General features: G+C 28.0%; 15 protein-coding genes and 1 pseudogene. 15 read left to right on the top strand and 1 reads right to left on the bottom strand.

Going from position 1 to position 17,105, the window contains the following annotated elements; all coding sequences use genetic code 11:
* The 10 genes and pseudogenes from AAT22_RS11315 to AAT22_RS11275 form a co-directional block, all read left to right on the top strand.
* The coding region (locus AAT22_RS11315) for an ATP-binding protein (protein WP_047001310.1) at positions 1 to 142 on the top strand (142 nt) is incomplete at its 5' end.
* 60 nt (positions 143 to 202) lie between these two features.
* A pseudogene (locus tag AAT22_RS19430) lies at positions 203 to 346 on the top strand (IS200/IS605 family transposase); the annotation flags it as partial.
* Positions 347 to 712: 366 nt separating this feature from the next.
* Positions 713 to 2,167 carry a hypothetical protein gene (locus tag AAT22_RS11310; protein WP_052953953.1) on the top strand — a complete coding sequence of 485 codons (1,455 nt, stop codon included), beginning with the start codon at positions 713 to 715 and terminating at the stop codon, positions 2,165 to 2,167.
* 18 nt (positions 2,168 to 2,185) lie between these two features.
* Complete coding sequence (locus tag AAT22_RS11305) at positions 2,186 to 4,084, top strand: hypothetical protein (RefSeq protein WP_047001309.1); 1,899 nt, start codon at positions 2,186 to 2,188, stop codon at positions 4,082 to 4,084.
* 156 nt (positions 4,085 to 4,240) lie between these two features.
* On the top strand, positions 4,241 to 4,945 hold the full coding sequence (locus tag AAT22_RS11300; protein ID WP_047001308.1) for a hypothetical protein: 705 nt from the start codon (positions 4,241 to 4,243) through the stop codon (positions 4,943 to 4,945).
* A 2-nt stretch (positions 4,946 to 4,947) separates the two neighbouring features.
* Positions 4,948 to 6,495 carry a DUF4127 family protein gene (locus AAT22_RS11295; RefSeq protein ID WP_047001307.1) on the top strand — a complete coding sequence of 516 codons (1,548 nt, stop codon included), beginning with the start codon at positions 4,948 to 4,950 and terminating at the stop codon, positions 6,493 to 6,495.
* Position 6,496: 1 nt separating this feature from the next.
* Positions 6,497 to 7,855: an FAD-dependent oxidoreductase gene (locus AAT22_RS11290; protein ID WP_047001306.1), complete on the top strand. Its 1,359-nt coding sequence runs from the start codon at positions 6,497 to 6,499 to the stop codon at positions 7,853 to 7,855.
* Between the two features lie 152 nt (positions 7,856 to 8,007).
* Positions 8,008 to 9,309: a transporter gene (locus AAT22_RS11285; protein WP_047001305.1), complete on the top strand. Its 1,302-nt coding sequence runs from the start codon at positions 8,008 to 8,010 to the stop codon at positions 9,307 to 9,309.
* Positions 9,310 to 9,395: 86 nt separating this feature from the next.
* The gene (locus tag AAT22_RS11280; RefSeq protein WP_047001304.1) at positions 9,396 to 11,543 is read left to right on the top strand and encodes a hydantoinase/oxoprolinase family protein; all 2,148 of its coding nucleotides are present in this window, start codon (positions 9,396 to 9,398) and stop codon (positions 11,541 to 11,543) included.
* A 9-nt stretch (positions 11,544 to 11,552) separates the two neighbouring features.
* Positions 11,553 to 12,203 carry a hypothetical protein gene (locus AAT22_RS11275; RefSeq protein WP_047001303.1) on the top strand — a complete coding sequence of 217 codons (651 nt, stop codon included), beginning with the start codon at positions 11,553 to 11,555 and terminating at the stop codon, positions 12,201 to 12,203.
* Positions 12,204 to 12,291: 88 nt separating this feature from the next.
* On the opposite strand, the gene ltaE is transcribed toward AAT22_RS11275, so the two are convergent.
* On the bottom strand, positions 12,292 to 13,332 hold the full coding sequence (gene ltaE / locus AAT22_RS11270; RefSeq protein ID WP_084820763.1) for a low-specificity L-threonine aldolase: 1,041 nt from the start codon (positions 13,330 to 13,332) through the stop codon (positions 12,292 to 12,294).
* Between the two features lie 128 nt (positions 13,333 to 13,460).
* Between ltaE and AAT22_RS11265 the strand changes: the two genes are divergently transcribed.
* From AAT22_RS11265 to AAT22_RS11245, 5 genes are all read left to right on the top strand, one after another.
* Positions 13,461 to 14,357, top strand: a complete 897-nt coding sequence (locus AAT22_RS11265; RefSeq protein ID WP_047001302.1) for a hypothetical protein — start codon at positions 13,461 to 13,463, stop codon at positions 14,355 to 14,357.
* 140 nt (positions 14,358 to 14,497) lie between these two features.
* Positions 14,498 to 15,271, top strand: a complete 774-nt coding sequence (locus AAT22_RS11260) for a histidinol-phosphatase (protein WP_047001301.1) — start codon at positions 14,498 to 14,500, stop codon at positions 15,269 to 15,271.
* Positions 15,272 to 15,366: 95 nt separating this feature from the next.
* Positions 15,367 to 16,002 carry a hypothetical protein gene (locus AAT22_RS11255; protein WP_047001300.1) on the top strand — a complete coding sequence of 212 codons (636 nt, stop codon included), beginning with the start codon at positions 15,367 to 15,369 and terminating at the stop codon, positions 16,000 to 16,002.
* Positions 16,003 to 16,014: 12 nt separating this feature from the next.
* The gene (locus tag AAT22_RS11250) at positions 16,015 to 16,566 is read left to right on the top strand and encodes a hemerythrin domain-containing protein (protein WP_047001299.1); all 552 of its coding nucleotides are present in this window, start codon (positions 16,015 to 16,017) and stop codon (positions 16,564 to 16,566) included.
* 160 nt (positions 16,567 to 16,726) lie between these two features.
* Positions 16,727 to 16,909 (top strand): DUF1858 domain-containing protein, encoded by a 183-nt coding sequence (locus AAT22_RS11245; RefSeq protein ID WP_016207297.1) that lies wholly within the window; start codon positions 16,727 to 16,729, stop codon positions 16,907 to 16,909.
* Positions 16,910 to 17,105: the final 196 nt, after the last annotated feature.

The following is a 17,105-nucleotide window of genomic DNA, read 5'->3' as shown; positions in this document are numbered from 1 at the left end:
ATGGGGAGATGTTTTTTCAGATGCTACGCTAGCGAATGCTATACTTGATAGGCTTCTACATCATGCTCATATTATTAAAATAGTTGGGCCATCTTATAGAACAAAAGATGTATATGAAATGATCCAACAAGAAAACAAATAACTATCAAATAATTATGCATTTTCATGTTGGAACTTTTCAACATTTTGAGGTTGACATTTACATGTTGATACGGTAGGCAGAAATAAAACTGCAATAACAAAATATATTCAGAATCAAATACAAGAAGATCAAATAGCAGAGCAAATTAGTATGAAGGAATATATTGACCCGTTCACGGGATCGCCAGTAAAAGGTAGCAAATAGAAAAACCACCCAATGAGGGTGGTAGCTGAAATTGTTTTGCGATTGGCAGTTATTCAGAGCACGAGTAGTGCCGCCAGTATCATGCCCTTATAGGGCTTAATCAAGCCACCAGCTAAGCTGGTGGTACATGACTTAGCTAAAATAATAGAAAAATATTTTCAAATAATTAGAAAAATATTTTCAAATACTATTGATGAAAAGGTTTTACAATGTTACCATTAAATAAATAATATAGATATATTAAACATGTAAATTAAAAAGATAACTTTAGTTCTGCAGACTAATTTTATAGTAGACATAATTATAAGCATCATAATACAAAAGATATAAAAATTATGATTAGAATTATAAAAAGGAGAGAGAAGAGTGAAGAAGTCTACAAAAAAAATAATTAGTTTTCTAATTGGGATTTTAGTTGTATTAGGAATTTTTTCAGGGAATGTATATGCTAATTCTATTGACAAGTATAAGGGAAGTATTGTTGCTGATAGTATAAATAGTAGAATACCAGAAGAAGTAAGGGAAGAAAATACTCCAAATTTAGAATTAATGTATATTATATATATACAAAATGAAGATGGGGGAAGTATTTATCAAGAGTTTCCTGATGGTTCAAAAAGAAAAATGGGAAGTGTAATAAGAGCTGGTAAATATCCAACAACTTCTTCAGCAGGTTTTTGGGCATCTCACTATGATGCAGCTAATGATGGAAGTCATTCTGGTATTACAGCTACTGCTTCAAATAATGTTCATGTAAGAGTAGGACCTAGTGAAAGTTATGATCCTATAAAAGCTGCTGAAATAACTAAAGCATCAGTACCAAGTCTTTCACCAGCTGATATTGAAGCAGCAGGAGTTTGGATGCCAAGGCAATTTACTATAGGAACAGAAGATGATTACGTTTATTCAGAAATTAATAATCCAGCGAAGTTTACTGATAGCATAATTTATACAGATATTTTGGGTGGAAGTGAAATCTTCGGAGGAGATAGTGGGGCATTTGTTGGTAATCCAGTACAATTTTTAGATAGCGATGAAGAATGGAAGTCCCTTGATTATTATTATAATGGTAGTTTTGACAAACCAATACCTAAAGATTTAAGAATAATAGTAAGTAAACCATCAATAGATATTGGATCACCAGTCAGTATTGAGATTGAAAACTGGGCATCAGGAGATACAGTAAATGGTGAATATAAAGAATCTAATGGAAGAGTATTACTTAAATATGGAGATGGAACTAGTAAACATATAGCAGATATAATTCAAAGGGTAAGAGGAACAGGAAGATTTGGAGGAAGTGAATATTCTCATGTAGGAACATTTAGAGCAAGTCATCCAGGAGTTATTTGTTTATCTACTTCTCCAAAGGTTGGCAAATCAGGATGGGGAAAATATATTGATTATTCAGGAGGAATTCAATTAGTACCAGCTAATCATGCTAAGTTCTTAGCATATAATGTGGATCAAAAAGCATTTATAGACGGAGCATTTTCACAACAGCCTCATTATGGAATAATAGCAAGTATTGGATCAAATAAAGAAGATCTTTATAATCCAGAATATGCACCAAATGGAGAAGTAACCTTTGATCCTATTTTAGAAGCAGTAGCGCCTCTTTATTCCCAATACTTAAAACCTAAGTATATAGAGAATGACATTGAAAATAGTACTAGGTTTGTTATATCAGAAGATTTTGGAGTCAATTGGCAGGATGTTCCTACAATAATGGGATTAACAGGCTTTGATGGACACGCATCATCTTTTGAAGAATCACCAGTTGCAAATTGGACAAATATTAAGATTCTATTAGAATATTAATTTAATGAGGTGAGTAATATGAGGAAGAATTTAAAAATGAAAATAGCTACATTATCAGCTGTATTAATATCAAGTATGGTTTTGGCATCTTTTTCTGAAAATAAATTTGTTTACGCAGATGAAAATGAAACAATTAGTATTAATGGAGAAGATTTTGATAGAGAAATAAATGAAAATGAATTGAAACTAATCTTTCCAGATGAAAATTTTAGGAATGTTATTATTAGGACAGTTACATTTACCACTTATACTAACCCTCAAGCCATTCCAGATATAGAATCAAATAAAGTTACTTTAAGAAAATTGCAGTCTGTAAAGTATTTATTTGCTGTTGAGGAACAGATTAATTCAATAGAAGGAATATCCTATTTACCAAATTTATTTGAAGTGAATTTGGAGGGGAATCACATAAATGTAATTCCAGAAGAAATAGTTAAATTAGAGGCTTTAGATAAGTTAATAATTTCAAGAAATAAAATAGAAGAGCTACCATCATATATTGGAAATATGAAAAAGCTTCGTTGGTTTGATGTTTCTCAAAATTTATTAACATTTATTCCAAAGGAGATTGGTAATATTACAACTTTAGATAGATTGGATATTTCACAAAATAAAATAAAGGAAATACCATCTGAAGTAACTAATCTTAAAAAACTCATAAGATTAATTGCCTATGATAATGAGTTAACGACCTTTCCAAGTGACATAGTATCATTACCGGTGTTGAGAGAATTAAATCTTTTTAATAATAATATAACAGAATTACCTAACAATATAGGTTCTTTTCCAGAGCTTATGTATTTAAGAGTTGGAAAAAATAAATTGACAACACTACCTGAAAGTATAGGTAATTTAAAAAAATTATATACTTTAAGTGTAGATAATAATGAATTAAAAAGTCTACCAAATAATATAGTTAATCTTAGTAGGGTAACAGAAATAAATTTATCTAATAACAAAATAGAAGTATTACCAGAAAATATAAATAACTTAACATCGTTAAAGGAGATGCATTTAGAAAGTAATAGTTTAGAGAACTTCCCTAATTTATCGACTTTAACTAGTTTAAAGACATTATATATTTCAAAAAATAATATAAAAGAAATAGATGTGAATTTTATTCCAGCTTCATTACAATATATAGATTTATCAAAAAATCAATTAACTACAACTCCAATTATAGAAAATATTAAGCATTTAGATCTTTCTTTTAATAAGATACAGGAAATTAAAGAAGAGATAAATGGAATGAAAGTAATATCATATTTGGGGTTAAATGGTAATGAGATTAAAATACTACCTAATAGTATAGGAAATATGGTAACTTTAACTGGAATAAACTTAAGTGATAACAAATTAGAAGAAATACCAGTGGAATTAGGAAACTTATCAAGATTACAAGGTTTATATATTAGTAACAATGGATTGTTAGAAATACCAAGTTCAATAGGAAATATCGCAGAATTAAGATTTATTTTTGCAAGTAATAACAGATTAACTGTAATACCAAAGGAAATAAGTGCTATAAAAAATTTGAAGAAAGTAGATTTAAGAAATAATTATTTAACAAAGTCAGACTTTAGTGATAAGGTTAATGTTTTGTTAGATGGAAACTTTATTAAAGGTATGGAAGGACAATTTGAAATAGAGAAAATATCTAATAAAAAGATAGACTTTAAAGTAGGAGAAGAGATAAATTTATTAGATTATATTAAAATTAAGGGAGCAGATAAGGAGATATCTTTAGGCGTGATGGAAATTGAAGATATATCTAATAAAGAATTTTTTAGTATGGGAAGCAATTCTACTAGCATAGTTGGAACAAAGAAAGGCAATGGAAAAGTAATAATTAAGATTAAAAATTCTACAGTAGATAATGCTAGTGTAACTTTAGGTGTAAGAATAAAAGATAAATAAATAAATAGAAAAGAGTCTGAGGAAATATCAGACTCTTTTTTAATAAGAAAAAAAATTTCAAAAAAAATGAAAAAATTCTCCAAAAGTGTTGATTTAGTAATTTTTAGATGATAGAATTATATTAAAGAAAAATAAAAAGTAGAAAGGAAGTCTAGTATGAATTTGATTAATATATTAAAGACAGAATCAATATCCCTAATAGTAAGTCTTCCAGAAAATAATTTAGAATTTGCTGAAGCAGCATTATCAGCAGGAGCAGATATATTAAAAATCCATATTAATGTGGAGCATAGAGCAAGTAAAACTAGGTTTGGATCTCTAGAAGAAGAATTAAAGAATATTAAAGAGATAGTTTTACTTTGTAAAAAGTATGATAGACCTATAGGAATTGTTGCTGGAGGGCATGATAAAATACCAATGTCAGAAATAGATGGAATAATTGATGAAGGTTTTAACTTTATCTCATTATATGACAAACATATGAATCCATTAGTATTTAATAAAGATATTGATAAGATGGTGGCTATTGATAATGAATATAAATTAGAATATGTAAAAGCTTATAATGAATTGCCTATAGATGTATTAGAGTGTTCTATTATGGATCCATCTACTTACGGAAATGAATTAACAGTGAGAGAATTATTGCAGTATAAATCAATTAGAGATGCTACTTCTAAACCTATAGTAATACCAACTCAAAGGAGCATAACACCTGAACAAAGCATAGTATTACAACAGATTGGTATAAATGGGTTAATGATTGGAGCAATAGTAACTGGTAAAACAAAAGAATCAATTTATGAAGCTACATTAAAATATAGAAAAGCTATAGATGATTTTAATAAAAAAGAGGATTAAATATGAATAATAAAGTTTTATATATACCACTAGATGATAGACCAGTAAATTTAGATTTAGTTATTCAGTTAGCTAATCTAAGGGGATTAGAAATAAAAACACCTAAAAGTGAAGATTTAGGTTTCTTTTTAAAAGAAGGAAATGTAGAATCAATAGTAAATTGGTTAAATTGTGAAGAGGGGGATGTATTAATAATATCCTTAGATATGTTCTTATATGGAGGATTGGTTGCTTCCAGAACTGATAAAAGATCTGCTGATAATGCAATGAAAATAATAAATAATTTAAGAGAATATAAGAAGAACAATAGTAAAGTAAAGATATATGCCTTTTCAAATATTATGAGATTATCTATATCTGTATCCAGTGATGAAAGTCAAGTATGGTGGGATAAAATAAATAAATATAATGAGTTAAGATATAAGGTAGAATCATTAAATGAAACTGAGTTAAAAAGTAACTTAGAACAAATAGAATTGGAAATACCACAAGAAGTATTAAATACTTATTTAAGGACTAGAGAAAGAAACCATAAAATTAATATGGAAGCTATAAATCTTGTAAAAGATAAAATAATTGATTTTTTAATTCTATCACAAGAGGATTGCTCTAAATATGGACTTCATTTAATAGAGCATGAAAAGATACATGAAAAGGTAAATAATTATAACTTAAAAGATAAAGTATATGTTTATCCAGGTGCTGATGAAATTGGACAAATTCTTCTTAGTAGGTATGTAAACGATATAGAAAATTATAATCCTAAAGTTTATATAGACTTTGATGATAAAAATTTAGGAGATATTATTCCAAAGTTTGAAGATAGATCTTTGAATGTAAATATAATTGAGCACTTAAAGAGTACTAATGCAATAATTGTAGATAACTTTAATAAGTCTGATTATATACTTGCAGTTACAACTCCAAATATTCCATATATAGATATGGCAGAAGGGAAGGCAGAAAACTACAATAAAAACGATACTATTGATGAGCTTATTGAAAGAATAAAAAGATATGTTAAGTTAGGAAAGAATGTAGGAATTGCTGATTTATCTTTTGCAAATGGTGGAGATGGTTATCTTATAACAAGATTAAAAGAAGAAGATTTATTACTTAAGGTAGTAGCTTATGGAGCTTGGAATACTGCTGGAAATGCAATGGGTACTACAATTTCACATGGAAATATAATTTCAAGCTTATCATCAAAAGGGATGATTGATTTTAATAATTCTTTACAAAGTTTAAAATTTTTAATAGAGAGATATTGTGATGATTTTATGTATCAGAGTTATGTTAGAAATGAAGCAAATAAAGAAGTATTAAAAGCTGGTTTAAGTATTTTTAACATGAAAAAAAGAGTAAACCAAATAGATAAATTCGTTGAAGAAGAATTAATAAAAATCATTAATGATTATTTTTATAGAAGTGAGGTTAATTACTTAGAGGCTAGGGGATTTATAGAAGGAATAAATGTAAATGCAATATTACCTTGGAATAGAACATTTGAGGTTAAATGTGAAGTGAATATTGATTTAAAGGAGAGATGATATGAGGGTAAAAGGAAATAAAAGTTGCGATATTTTGATTATAGGAGGGGGACCATCTGGTATTATTGCAGCAAAAGCAGCAGCTTCAGAAGGTAATAAAGTAATCTTAATAGAAAGAGGAGGATACCTAGGTGGCTGTGCAACTAAAGCTTTAGTAATACCTCTTATGACTTTTCATGCTGGGAAAAAACAAATTGTAATGGGATATGCAAATGAGCTTATAGAAAGAGTTAAAAAAAATGGGGGAACAATAGGGCATATTGAGGATCCACTTGGAGTGGCAGCAACAGTTACACCAATAGAAACAGAAGTTTATAAATATGTATCTCAAGAGTACTTATTAGAATCAGGAGTAGAAATTTTATATCATACTGAAGCATTAGATGTGGAGACTAACGGGAAAACTATAGAGTCTATACTAGTAAAGACTAGGTCAGGGTTATATAAAGTAAATTCAAAATATTATGTTGATGCTACTGGAGATGGAGAAATAGCTTATCTTTCTGGAAATGAAATGAAGATAGGAAGGGACAAGGATGGTAAATGTCAACCTATGACAATGATGTTTAAATTAAGTGATGTTAATATAGATGAACTTATTAAATATGTTGAAAGTAATAGAGAGGAGTTTGTGCTAGGGGAAAATATAAAAAGTCTTTATGAGACTAAGAGAATTGCAATTTCAGGTTTCTTTTCTAAAATAAAAGAGGCTACAGAAAATGGAGATTTTACAATTAATAGAGATAGAGTATTATTTTTTGAGTTAAATAGAAGAGGCGAAGTTGCTATAAATATGAGTAGGGTTATAAATAAAATATCTGTTAGAAATTTTGATTTGTCTGAAGCAACTATAGAAGGTAGAAGACAGGTTATTGAAATATATAACTTTTTAAAAAAATATATACCAGGATTCAAAGATTCAATTTTAGTTCAATCAGGTGATGAAATAGGTGTCAGAGAAACTAGAAGATTAGTTGGAGAATATCAATTAACTGAAAAAGATATTTTTTCTAAGAGGATATTCGAAGATACAGTAGCTCTTGGAAGTTGGCCAATAGATATTCATGATCCAGATGGTAAAGAGTTGGATTTAATGGAAATAAAAATGGGTGATTATTATGGAATACCATATAGGGCTTTATTACCTAAAGCAATGGACAATTTAATAGTTACAGGAAGGGCAATAAGTACAACTCATGAAGCCTTAGCATCTATGAGAGTTTCACCAATTTGTATGGCCTTAGGACAAGCAGCTGGAACTGCAGCAAGAATTTGTATTAAAAATAGCAAAAGCTTTAGGGAAGTAAGTTATCTTGAACTTAGAGAAGGTTTATTAAAGAGTAATCAAGTTATTGAATAGTATGACTTGGTAACATTTTAATTATATATAAAAATAGAAGGAGGGTGATATATGAAGTAGAGTATAAATTTATATAAAACAACAAAATTTTGGATTCTTTATCAAGATTTAAAAAGTGCAATTATAAAAATATTAAAAAAGGGGAATGAAAAATGGGAGAAGTTTTAAATATTCAAGTTATCCTTATATTATTAGTATTTGCTGTAATAACAGTACTTATGATATCTAAGAAACTGCCGACACTTTTAGCATTACCACTACTAGGAATTATAATAGCTGTAATAGCAGGAGTTCCATTTATGACTCCAAAAGAAGAAGGTGGCCAAACTTTGATGGCTCATGTAATTGGAGGGGGATCTGTTAGACTTGCAAGTACAATGATGGCTGCAATATTTGGGGCAATGTTTGCAAAAGTTATTCAAAAGCAAGGGGTATCAAATACTATAATTAGAAAGGCAGCAGAGCTTGCAGGAGATAAGCCTTTAGCAATTGCATTTATTTTAACAGCTGCTTGTGCAGTAGTATTTTCAGCATTAGGGGGAGCAGGAGCAGTTATAATGGTAGCAACAATAGTAATCCCACTTATGTTATCAGCTGGAATAAAGCCAACAGTTGCAGCTGGTTCCTTTCTTATGGGCTTAGGCCTTGGTGGATTATTTAATGTTGCTAACTACCAATTTTATGTTGATGCAATAGGAATGGATATGGAGCTTGTAAAATCGACATCTTTAGTTTTAGCTATAATATCTATTATTGTAACTGCTGCATATATATTAGTTAACGTAAAAGGTAAAAGTGTAAGAAGTACTTGGGCAATGCCAAATAGTAACTTTGAAACAAAGACACAAGATGATGTAAATATACTTGCTTTATTGTCACCATTAGTGCCTATATTATTAGTATTTTTCTTCAAATTCAGTGCTGAACTTTCATTATTAATTGCAGTATTATTTACAATTTTAGTAACGAAACCATCACAAATAGTTCAAATTATGACAAGCTCTCTTGTAGAGGGGATACAAGATGTAGCAGGAGTAATAGGCTTAATGATTGGTATAGGTATCTTATTAAATGGGGTATCAGCTACTGCTACAATTCAATTAATGCAACCACTTATAGGTTCAGTATTACCTACATCTCCAATACCATATATAATAATATTTACAATAGCATCTCCACTTGCTTTATACAGAGGACCTCTTAACTTATATGGATTAGGTTCTGGAATAGCAAATGTTATGTTAGCAGCAGGAACATTAAGTCCAGCAGCTATAGGAATGGCATTAAGATCTACTGGAGTAGTACAAGGAGTATCAGATCCAACTAATACTCACAATGTAATTGTTGCAGATTTTGCAAAAGTAGATGTTAATTCAGTTTTAAAATCTACATTACCGTACACAGTATTAATTACTTGTTTATCATTAATTTATACAGCTGTAATGATATTTTAAAAATATATAAAATAAAGTATTTAACAAAATCAAAGGTGCGTTCAATACGCACCTTTGATAATGAATTGCATTAGGAGGGGAAGAAAATGAGTAAGGTAAGAATTGGAATAGACGTTGGAGGAACATTTACAGATGCTGTTGTTATAGATAATAATAGTTTTGAGGTAATAGGAAAAGCTAAAATACCTACCACTCATCATGAAAAAGAAGGGGTTGCCAAGGGAGTTATAGAGGTTATAAAAAAGGTATTAGAAGAAAATAATATTTCTCCGAATGATGTAGTGTTTATAGCACATGGAACTACCCAAGCAACTAATGCATTATTAGAGGGTGATGTAGCTAGAGTTGGTATAATTGGAATGGGAAAAGGAATAGAAGGTGAAAGAGCTAAAAATGAAACAAAAGTAGAAAATATTGAGCTATCTCCAGGGAAATATCTATATACAAAGCATAGATATATAGATTCAGGGCATTTATCTAAAAAAGCAATTTTAGACTCAATAACTGAACTTAGGAAAGAGGGAGCAGAAGTTATTGTAGCATCAGAAAGCTATTCCGTAGATAATCCAGAAAATGAAAAGCTTGTAATTGAAGAAGCATTTAATAGTAGAATGTATGCAACAGGAGGATATGAAATATCACAATTATATGGATTGAGAGCTAGGACTAGGACATCTGTAGTAAATGGTGCATTAATTCCTAAAATGATGGAAACTGCAAATATGACGGAAGCATCAGTAAAGAATGCTAATATAAAAAAGCCTCTTATGATAATGAGATGTGATGGTGGTGTTATGACCATAGATGAGGTTAGAAAAAGACCAATATTAACAATGTTATCAGGTTTAGCTGCTGGAGTTGCAGGAGCATTAATGTATGAGAAAGTTTCTGATGGAATATTTTTTGAAGTTGGAGGAACATCTACTGATATTTCTGTAATTAAAGATGGAAAAGTAATGATAAGGAATTCTCAAGTTGGAGGGCATAAACTTTATTTAAAATCCCTAGATGTTAGGACCTTAGGGGTCGCTGGCGGAAGTATGATTATTATAGAAAATAATAAAATAGTAGATGTTGGACCTAGAAGTGCACATATAGCAGATAAGGAATACGAAATATTTGCTGATACAGAGGAAATATCTAATCCAGAGTTAATTTATATATCTCCTAGACCAGAGGATAAAAGCAATTATGTAGCAATTAAATGTGATAATGGAAAAAGTTTTGCCTTAACATTAGCTGGAGCAGCCAATATATTAGGCTATGTTGATAAAGAGGATTATGCCAGAGGTAATATAGAGGCTGGAATAAAAGCATGGGAAGTAATAGCAAAAGAAGTCAATATGTCTGTAGAAGATGCAGCAAAAACAGTTATGAACATAGCTATAAATAAAGTGAAAAAAATAGTAGACGAGCTAATTACAGAATATAAATTAAATAAATCTATAATAAAACTTGTGGGTGGAGGAGGATCAGCTTCAATAGTTACACCATATCTTTCAGAAATTATGAATGTTAAATATAATATTGCCAAAAATGCACCATATATTTCAACTATAGGAGTTGCATTAGCTTTGGTTAGAGAGCAAATAGAAAGAAGTGTTATTAATCCCACTGAACAAGATATTAAAAAGATAAGAATGGATATTCTTGAAGCTGTTGTAAAAGCAGGAGCAAATCCAGATACAGTTGAAATTACTGTAGATGTAGATGCTAAAAAAAATATTTTGAGAGCTTCAGCAACAGGAGCAACAGAACTTAGGACTAAGGAATTAGGTGCAGATAAAAAGACAAAGGATGAACTCATAAGTATTGTTAGTGATTCAACATCAGTATCAAAAGATAATATTCAAATAGTTGGAGAAACAGGAAGATGGATAATATTTAAATGTTTTGAAACTACAAAAAAACTTTTTGGATTTATATCTAGCAAGAAAGAAAAAATTAGAGTCCTTGATGAAGACGGAGTAATTAGATTACAAAAAGATAAGGGAAAAGTTTTATTTTGCACAAAGAAAGAGCTATATAAAAACTATAATAAATTTATAGATGAAAATACATTATTTACAGATGCAGGTGCACAACTTCCCAAAATATATATAATTTTTAATCAAAAACTTATAGATTTATCTGGAGTAATTAATAAGGATCAGTTATTGACATTAACTAATCTTGAAATTGAACTTTTAGGTGAGAATACTAAAATTGGAATATTAGCCACTCAAGAAAATTAGAGGTGATGTATGAAAAACTTATATTTTTTGAATGATGAAATTTTGTCTTTGTTAGAGCTTGTGGAAGATTCATTATTCCATAAGATACCCAATGAAAAAATAAAATATTATATTAATGAAGCAATTCAAATAGGTAAAAATCTTGCAAATGAATATAAAGGCAAGGACATAGAGTCACTTTTAAAAAATAATGGAGTAGAAGTAGTAATTAAAGAATGCTGTGAATCTAAGAATTTAGATATTAGAGGAGAAATAATTTTTGATAAAGAAGAAAAACAAATAATAATTTATAAGAATTCTATAAATCAAATTATAGAAACCTTAAAGAAGCATGGATTAAGTATATCTAGAAAAGAAGTATATAATATTCATTTAGCTCACGAGTTTTACCATTTTTTGGAATATAGCAATAATGATAATACTAATTATAAGCTTGATAAGATAGAAATAGTTTTAGGGAGACTAATTAAAAGAAAAGCTACAATACTTAAGACAAGAGAAATTGCAGCTCATGCTTTTTGTAAAGAAATATTAAATTTAAAATTTCACCCTAAATTATTAGACTATATATATTTAATAGAAAGTAAAAAAATTAACTTAATAGAATTTAAAAAATATATTAAAGAATTAGAAGAAAACTATATAATTAATTTTGTATAAAAATTTCTATATTATAATTGTATTTATATATTATTGTATAAGTATAGGAAGCTAAATTATTTAGCTTCCTATACTTATTTATTAAGATTTATTGCTCATATAAAAATGATTTTAAAACACTAACAATTTTATAAATATCATCTTTAGTAACCCAATAATGAGTTACAAATCTCATAAGTCCATTTTCAGCATCATTTATCTTAATATTATTTTCTAAAAAGAACTTAACTAAATTTTTAGTATCTATGCTATTATCTTTAAAACTAAAAAATACCATATTTATTTTAACATTATCAAGATTAACATTAATTTCAGGAAGCTTATTTAATTCACTTGCAAGAAGTTTAGCATTTTCATGATCTTCATTTAATCTTTTAGTCATATCATTAAGAGCAACTATTCCTGCAGCAGCAAGGAATCCAGCTTGTCTTAATCCACCACCCATAAGTTTTCTCTTTTTTCTTGCTTTAGCTATAAATTCTTTACTTCCAGCTAAAACAGAACCTACAGGAGCGCATAAACCCTTAGATAAACAAAACATAATTGAATCACAATATTTAGTAATTTCCTTTACATCAACATTTAATGAAGCTGAAGCATTAAAAACTCTTGCTCCATCTAAGTGGACAGGTAAATTATATTTTTTGGCTACAGTATAAATTTCATCCATTTCACCTAAAGATAAAACATTTCCACTAGAATGAGCATTTTCAACACATATTAGAGACGTAGAAGGAAAGTGAATATCTTCATCCTCAAAGCGAATTCTTTTTTCTATTTCATTTGGTTTTATAACTCCATTGTTGGAATCTATTGATCGTAGCTGAACGCCAGCAATTATAGAACTTGCTCCAACTTCATGAGCAATTATATGATTAGAATCAGCTAAAATAACTTCACTACCTCTTTTGCAATGAGTAAATAATGCAAGCTGATTACCAAATGTACCACTAGGAACAAAAAGAGCAGCTTCTTTTCCAATTATTTCAGCAGCAAGATTTTCGAGTTTTATAATTGTAGGATCATCTCCATAAACATCATCACCAACTTCAGCTTTAAACATAGCTTCTTTCATAAATTCAGGTTGTTTAGTAACAGTATCACTTCTTAGATCTATAAAATTCTTCAATAAAAACACCTCGTTTACATAAATTTATAACAATAATTAACACTATTATAATATAATATAAGTAAATAATGAAATTATTTTTTTACACTATAAAAATTATTGATCTTTTATAATAAGGAGTAAGTGTTATGGGATCAGAAAGAAGAAGTTTAGAAAATATAAGAATATTTGCAGTTGTAGGAATATTTTTAGGTATTATAGGAAATATATCTTATTATCTTAGATTTAAGGGAATTAATATTTCGTTTTTTTATAGCATTAATATTGAATCAATAAGTATAATTATGATATTATCCATAATAACACTAGGTTTTTTTTCTATAAATAATTTAAAACTTAATTTAGAGCATGAAATAATTATAAAAATAAAAAAGAAAACAAATATATTTAAAATAATATGCATCTTATTTGCTATATACAGTATATTAATAGCTGTAATATTTAAAGATTTAATTTTAATTAGAGTAGAAATATTAACTGAAATTATTCTGATTTTAACCTATATAATTGAAAGAAAAATAATTGTTTTAAAACTTACTGATAGACAATTAAAATGGAAAAGAGACTATGATTATCCTGGAAGCTATGATAAAGAAAGTAACTTTTTTTGGAGAATTAATATGAAATTTTCTCCTCATATGAAGGTTAAATGGAAGGATAGAGTTGATAGAATAAAATGGCTAAAGCTATTAACACTGTTTTTTATAATATCAGGTCATTTTGCCAGGGAATTTTATATAGTTTTAGTAATATTTATTCCAGACATAATATATTTTTTTGAAGCAATATTTGGATTATATACAAAAACTAGTGGTATATGTACTGGTATTGTGGAAACAGTAAAAAACTCTACTAATATACCTGTATATAAAGTTTATATTACTGATTATGAAAATGAAGAAGAAATAGCCTTTAAGGTAAAAGACTATTGTTATATATCTGAAAGAGATGAAGTTGTGGTTGTTCACAGTATGATTACTAAAAGAGTAATAGAGGTTCAAGGAATAAGAATGAATTTTTTATAAAATAGTAGAAATTGCTATCATAAATTAGTTTGTGATAGCCTTTTCATTTGGGTAAGAAAATAGAAGTTAGAATTTATATATGTTATTATATAAAGTATGTGATAAATTAAAGAGATAATATCAAAGGATAGGTGAAAAAAATGAAAACTAATTATCATACACATAATTATAGATGTAATCATGCAGTAGGAACAGTAGAGGATTATATAAGAGAAGCAATAAAAGAAGGATATGATGAAATAGGAATATCAGATCATCTACCTCATCCAGGGAAGAATATAGATAACTGTAGTAGAATGACTTATGATCAATTAGAAGAATATTTTAAAGAAATAGATATTTCAAGAGAAAAATATAAAGATAAAATTTCTATTAAAAAAGCAATGGAATGTGAATATTTTGAAGAGTATCACTGGTTATATAAAGAGCTTAAGGAAAAATATAATGTGGATTATTTATTATTAGGAGTGCATTTTTTTCCTTATAAAGGTGAATGGATATATGTAGGAGATATTAATTTTACTCCAGAGATATTAGAAGTTTATGTGGATCATGTAATAAAATCTATGGAAGGTTTAGATTTTGCTTATATAGCTCATCCTGATTTGTTTGGAATATCTTATAGAAACTGGGATGAACATTCAATTAAGGCATCGAGAAGAATACTAGAAGCAGCAGAAAAATTAAATATGCCAATTGAAATTAACATAAATGGAATGAAAAGAGGGAAAATTAACTATAACTTAGGAGAAAGATATTATTATCCTATAAAAGATTTTTGGATTTTATCAAAGGAATATAATGTAAAAAGAATATTAGGAGTAGATGCACATGATCCTAAAAATTTAAGAAATAGATATATAGGAGAAGAATTTGCAAAAGAGTTAAATTTGAAAATTATAGATGAAATATAAAATCAATACAAGGTGTAACAAGGGTTACCGATAAAGAAATAACTATATGATACACTTTCATTAATAAATAAGTTATAGATATTGGAGGAAAAAGCATGAGCTTATATTTAGGAAAAATTCATTATTGGTTATTTAATAAAATAGTTTGGTTTGAAGGTCTTGAAGCAGAAATAATAAATCTTGCTAAAAATGAAAATTTAAATATAGAAGAATTATCAAAAGAAATAAATAGTAAACATGGAGAAAAATTACCTAATCTTCCATTAGAAGAAATGATAGATACTTCAAATATTCATGGATGGCTTCAAAGTAAAATTCATTCAGCAGAAGGAAGACTTGCAACATGGACAGTTAAAGTTTTAGAAAAAGAAAACACAGGTACTAAGTTAGAAGATTTATATATAAAGCAAGGTATAAAAGCAGCTAAAGAAGCAAAAGAAGAAATGAAACCTTTAGATAATGCTGTAGATATATTTAATGCAGTAAATGATTATATTTTAGATGGAATGCCATGTGATAGGGTAAATGAAGTACTAATACAAGAAGAAGATAAAGTTCTTTGGAAAAGAAGAGTTTGTGTTCATAAAAACATTTGGGATTCTGTAGGTGGAGATGTAAATTATTTTTATACTTTAAGAAACTTATGGATAAAGTCTTTTGTAAATGAGGCTAATAAGGAATTTAACTATATTTTATTAGAAAATGATGAATTTTCAATAGAAAGAGTATAGGGAGCTGAAAAAATGAATGCAATAGAATTAATGATGGAAGAACATAAAAACATTAAACAAATGTTAAAGATAGTTAGAAAATCTTGTTTGTCTGTCTTAAATGGTGAGGAATTGAATTATGATGATTTTTATAGAATGATACATTTCATAAAAAATTATGCAGATTCACATCATCATAAAAAAGAAGAGGTTATGCTGTTTAATAGAATGGTTGATGAAATTGGAGAAACAGCAGAAAAAGTAGTTAAATATGGAATGCTTGTAGAGCATGATCTTGGAAGATTATATATAGCTAGTTTAACAGAAGCATTAGAAGGTTTAAAAAATGGGAATGAAGAAGCTAAGTTGGATGTAATAGCAAATGCAGTTTCATATACTAATCTTTTAGAAAGACATATTGATAAAGAGGATAAGGTAGTTTATAAGTTTGCACAAAGAGGATTAAAAGAAGAAACTTTTGATTTGATTAATGAAGAATGTTTAAACTTTGAAAATGAAAATAACAATGTGAAAGATGAAAATCTAGCTATTTTAGAAGAATTAAAGATAAAATATTGCATTTAATATTTAGTATAGATTAAAATTGATATATATGCTTTCAATTTTGCTATTTTAATTAAATAAGACTAATAGTTGTTAATTTTATAAGACAGTAAGAATAAAGATTATTAATTGAAACATATAAGCATAGTAAATTTAAATAATACAAGGAAAGGTGATTAATATGATAACTAAGGATATGACAATAGGAGAAGTTATAAGAGTAAAAGAAAATGCACCAGAAATTTTAATGAGCTTTGGAATGGGATGTATAGGATGCCCATCAGCTCAAGCAGAATCAATAGAAGATGCTGCAATGGTACATGGATTAAACTTAGAAACTTTAATGGAAGCTTTAAATAAATAATAAAGAAACTGCACTAAATTTTTTGTTTAGTGCAGTTTTTTTATTATTTATTCTTTAATATTTCAATTGGATATATACAAGTTTATGGACCCTTTAAGATAAGGGAATACAAACTTATATATATCCAAATTTTTATGCAAAAAAATAAAAAAATAATGATATAAAAACTACATTATTAAAATGGACCCTATATAGT

This window comes from Clostridium sp. C8 (assembly GCF_001010885.1).
GTDB lineage: Bacteria > Bacillota > Clostridia > Clostridiales > Clostridiaceae > Clostridium > Clostridium sartagoforme.
This window is presented reverse-complemented; position numbering and strand designations above follow the sequence as displayed.

What these genes read in the sequence shown, in the direction of transcription:
- AAT22_RS11305 (WP_047001309.1), top strand. Translation starts at nt 2,186, where the DNA reads ATGAGGAAGAATTTAAAAATGAAAATAGCTACATTATCAGCTGTATTA.
- AAT22_RS11300 (WP_047001308.1), top strand. Translation starts at nt 4,241, where the DNA reads ATGAATTTGATTAATATATTAAAGACAGAATCAATATCCCTAATAGTA.
- AAT22_RS11295 (WP_047001307.1), top strand. Translation starts at nt 4,948, where the DNA reads ATGAATAATAAAGTTTTATATATACCACTAGATGATAGACCAGTAAAT.
- AAT22_RS11290 (WP_047001306.1), top strand. Translation starts at nt 6,497, where the DNA reads ATGAGGGTAAAAGGAAATAAAAGTTGCGATATTTTGATTATAGGAGGG.
- AAT22_RS11285 (WP_047001305.1), top strand. Translation starts at nt 8,008, where the DNA reads ATGGGAGAAGTTTTAAATATTCAAGTTATCCTTATATTATTAGTATTT.
- AAT22_RS11280 (WP_047001304.1), top strand. Translation starts at nt 9,396, where the DNA reads ATGAGTAAGGTAAGAATTGGAATAGACGTTGGAGGAACATTTACAGAT.
- AAT22_RS11275 (WP_047001303.1), top strand. Translation starts at nt 11,553, where the DNA reads ATGAAAAACTTATATTTTTTGAATGATGAAATTTTGTCTTTGTTAGAG.
- AAT22_RS11265 (WP_047001302.1), top strand. Translation starts at nt 13,461, where the DNA reads ATGGGATCAGAAAGAAGAAGTTTAGAAAATATAAGAATATTTGCAGTT.
- AAT22_RS11260 (WP_047001301.1), top strand. Translation starts at nt 14,498, where the DNA reads ATGAAAACTAATTATCATACACATAATTATAGATGTAATCATGCAGTA.
- AAT22_RS11255 (WP_047001300.1), top strand. Translation starts at nt 15,367, where the DNA reads ATGAGCTTATATTTAGGAAAAATTCATTATTGGTTATTTAATAAAATA.
- AAT22_RS11250 (WP_047001299.1), top strand. Translation starts at nt 16,015, where the DNA reads ATGAATGCAATAGAATTAATGATGGAAGAACATAAAAACATTAAACAA.
- AAT22_RS11245 (WP_016207297.1), top strand. Translation starts at nt 16,727, where the DNA reads ATGATAACTAAGGATATGACAATAGGAGAAGTTATAAGAGTAAAAGAA.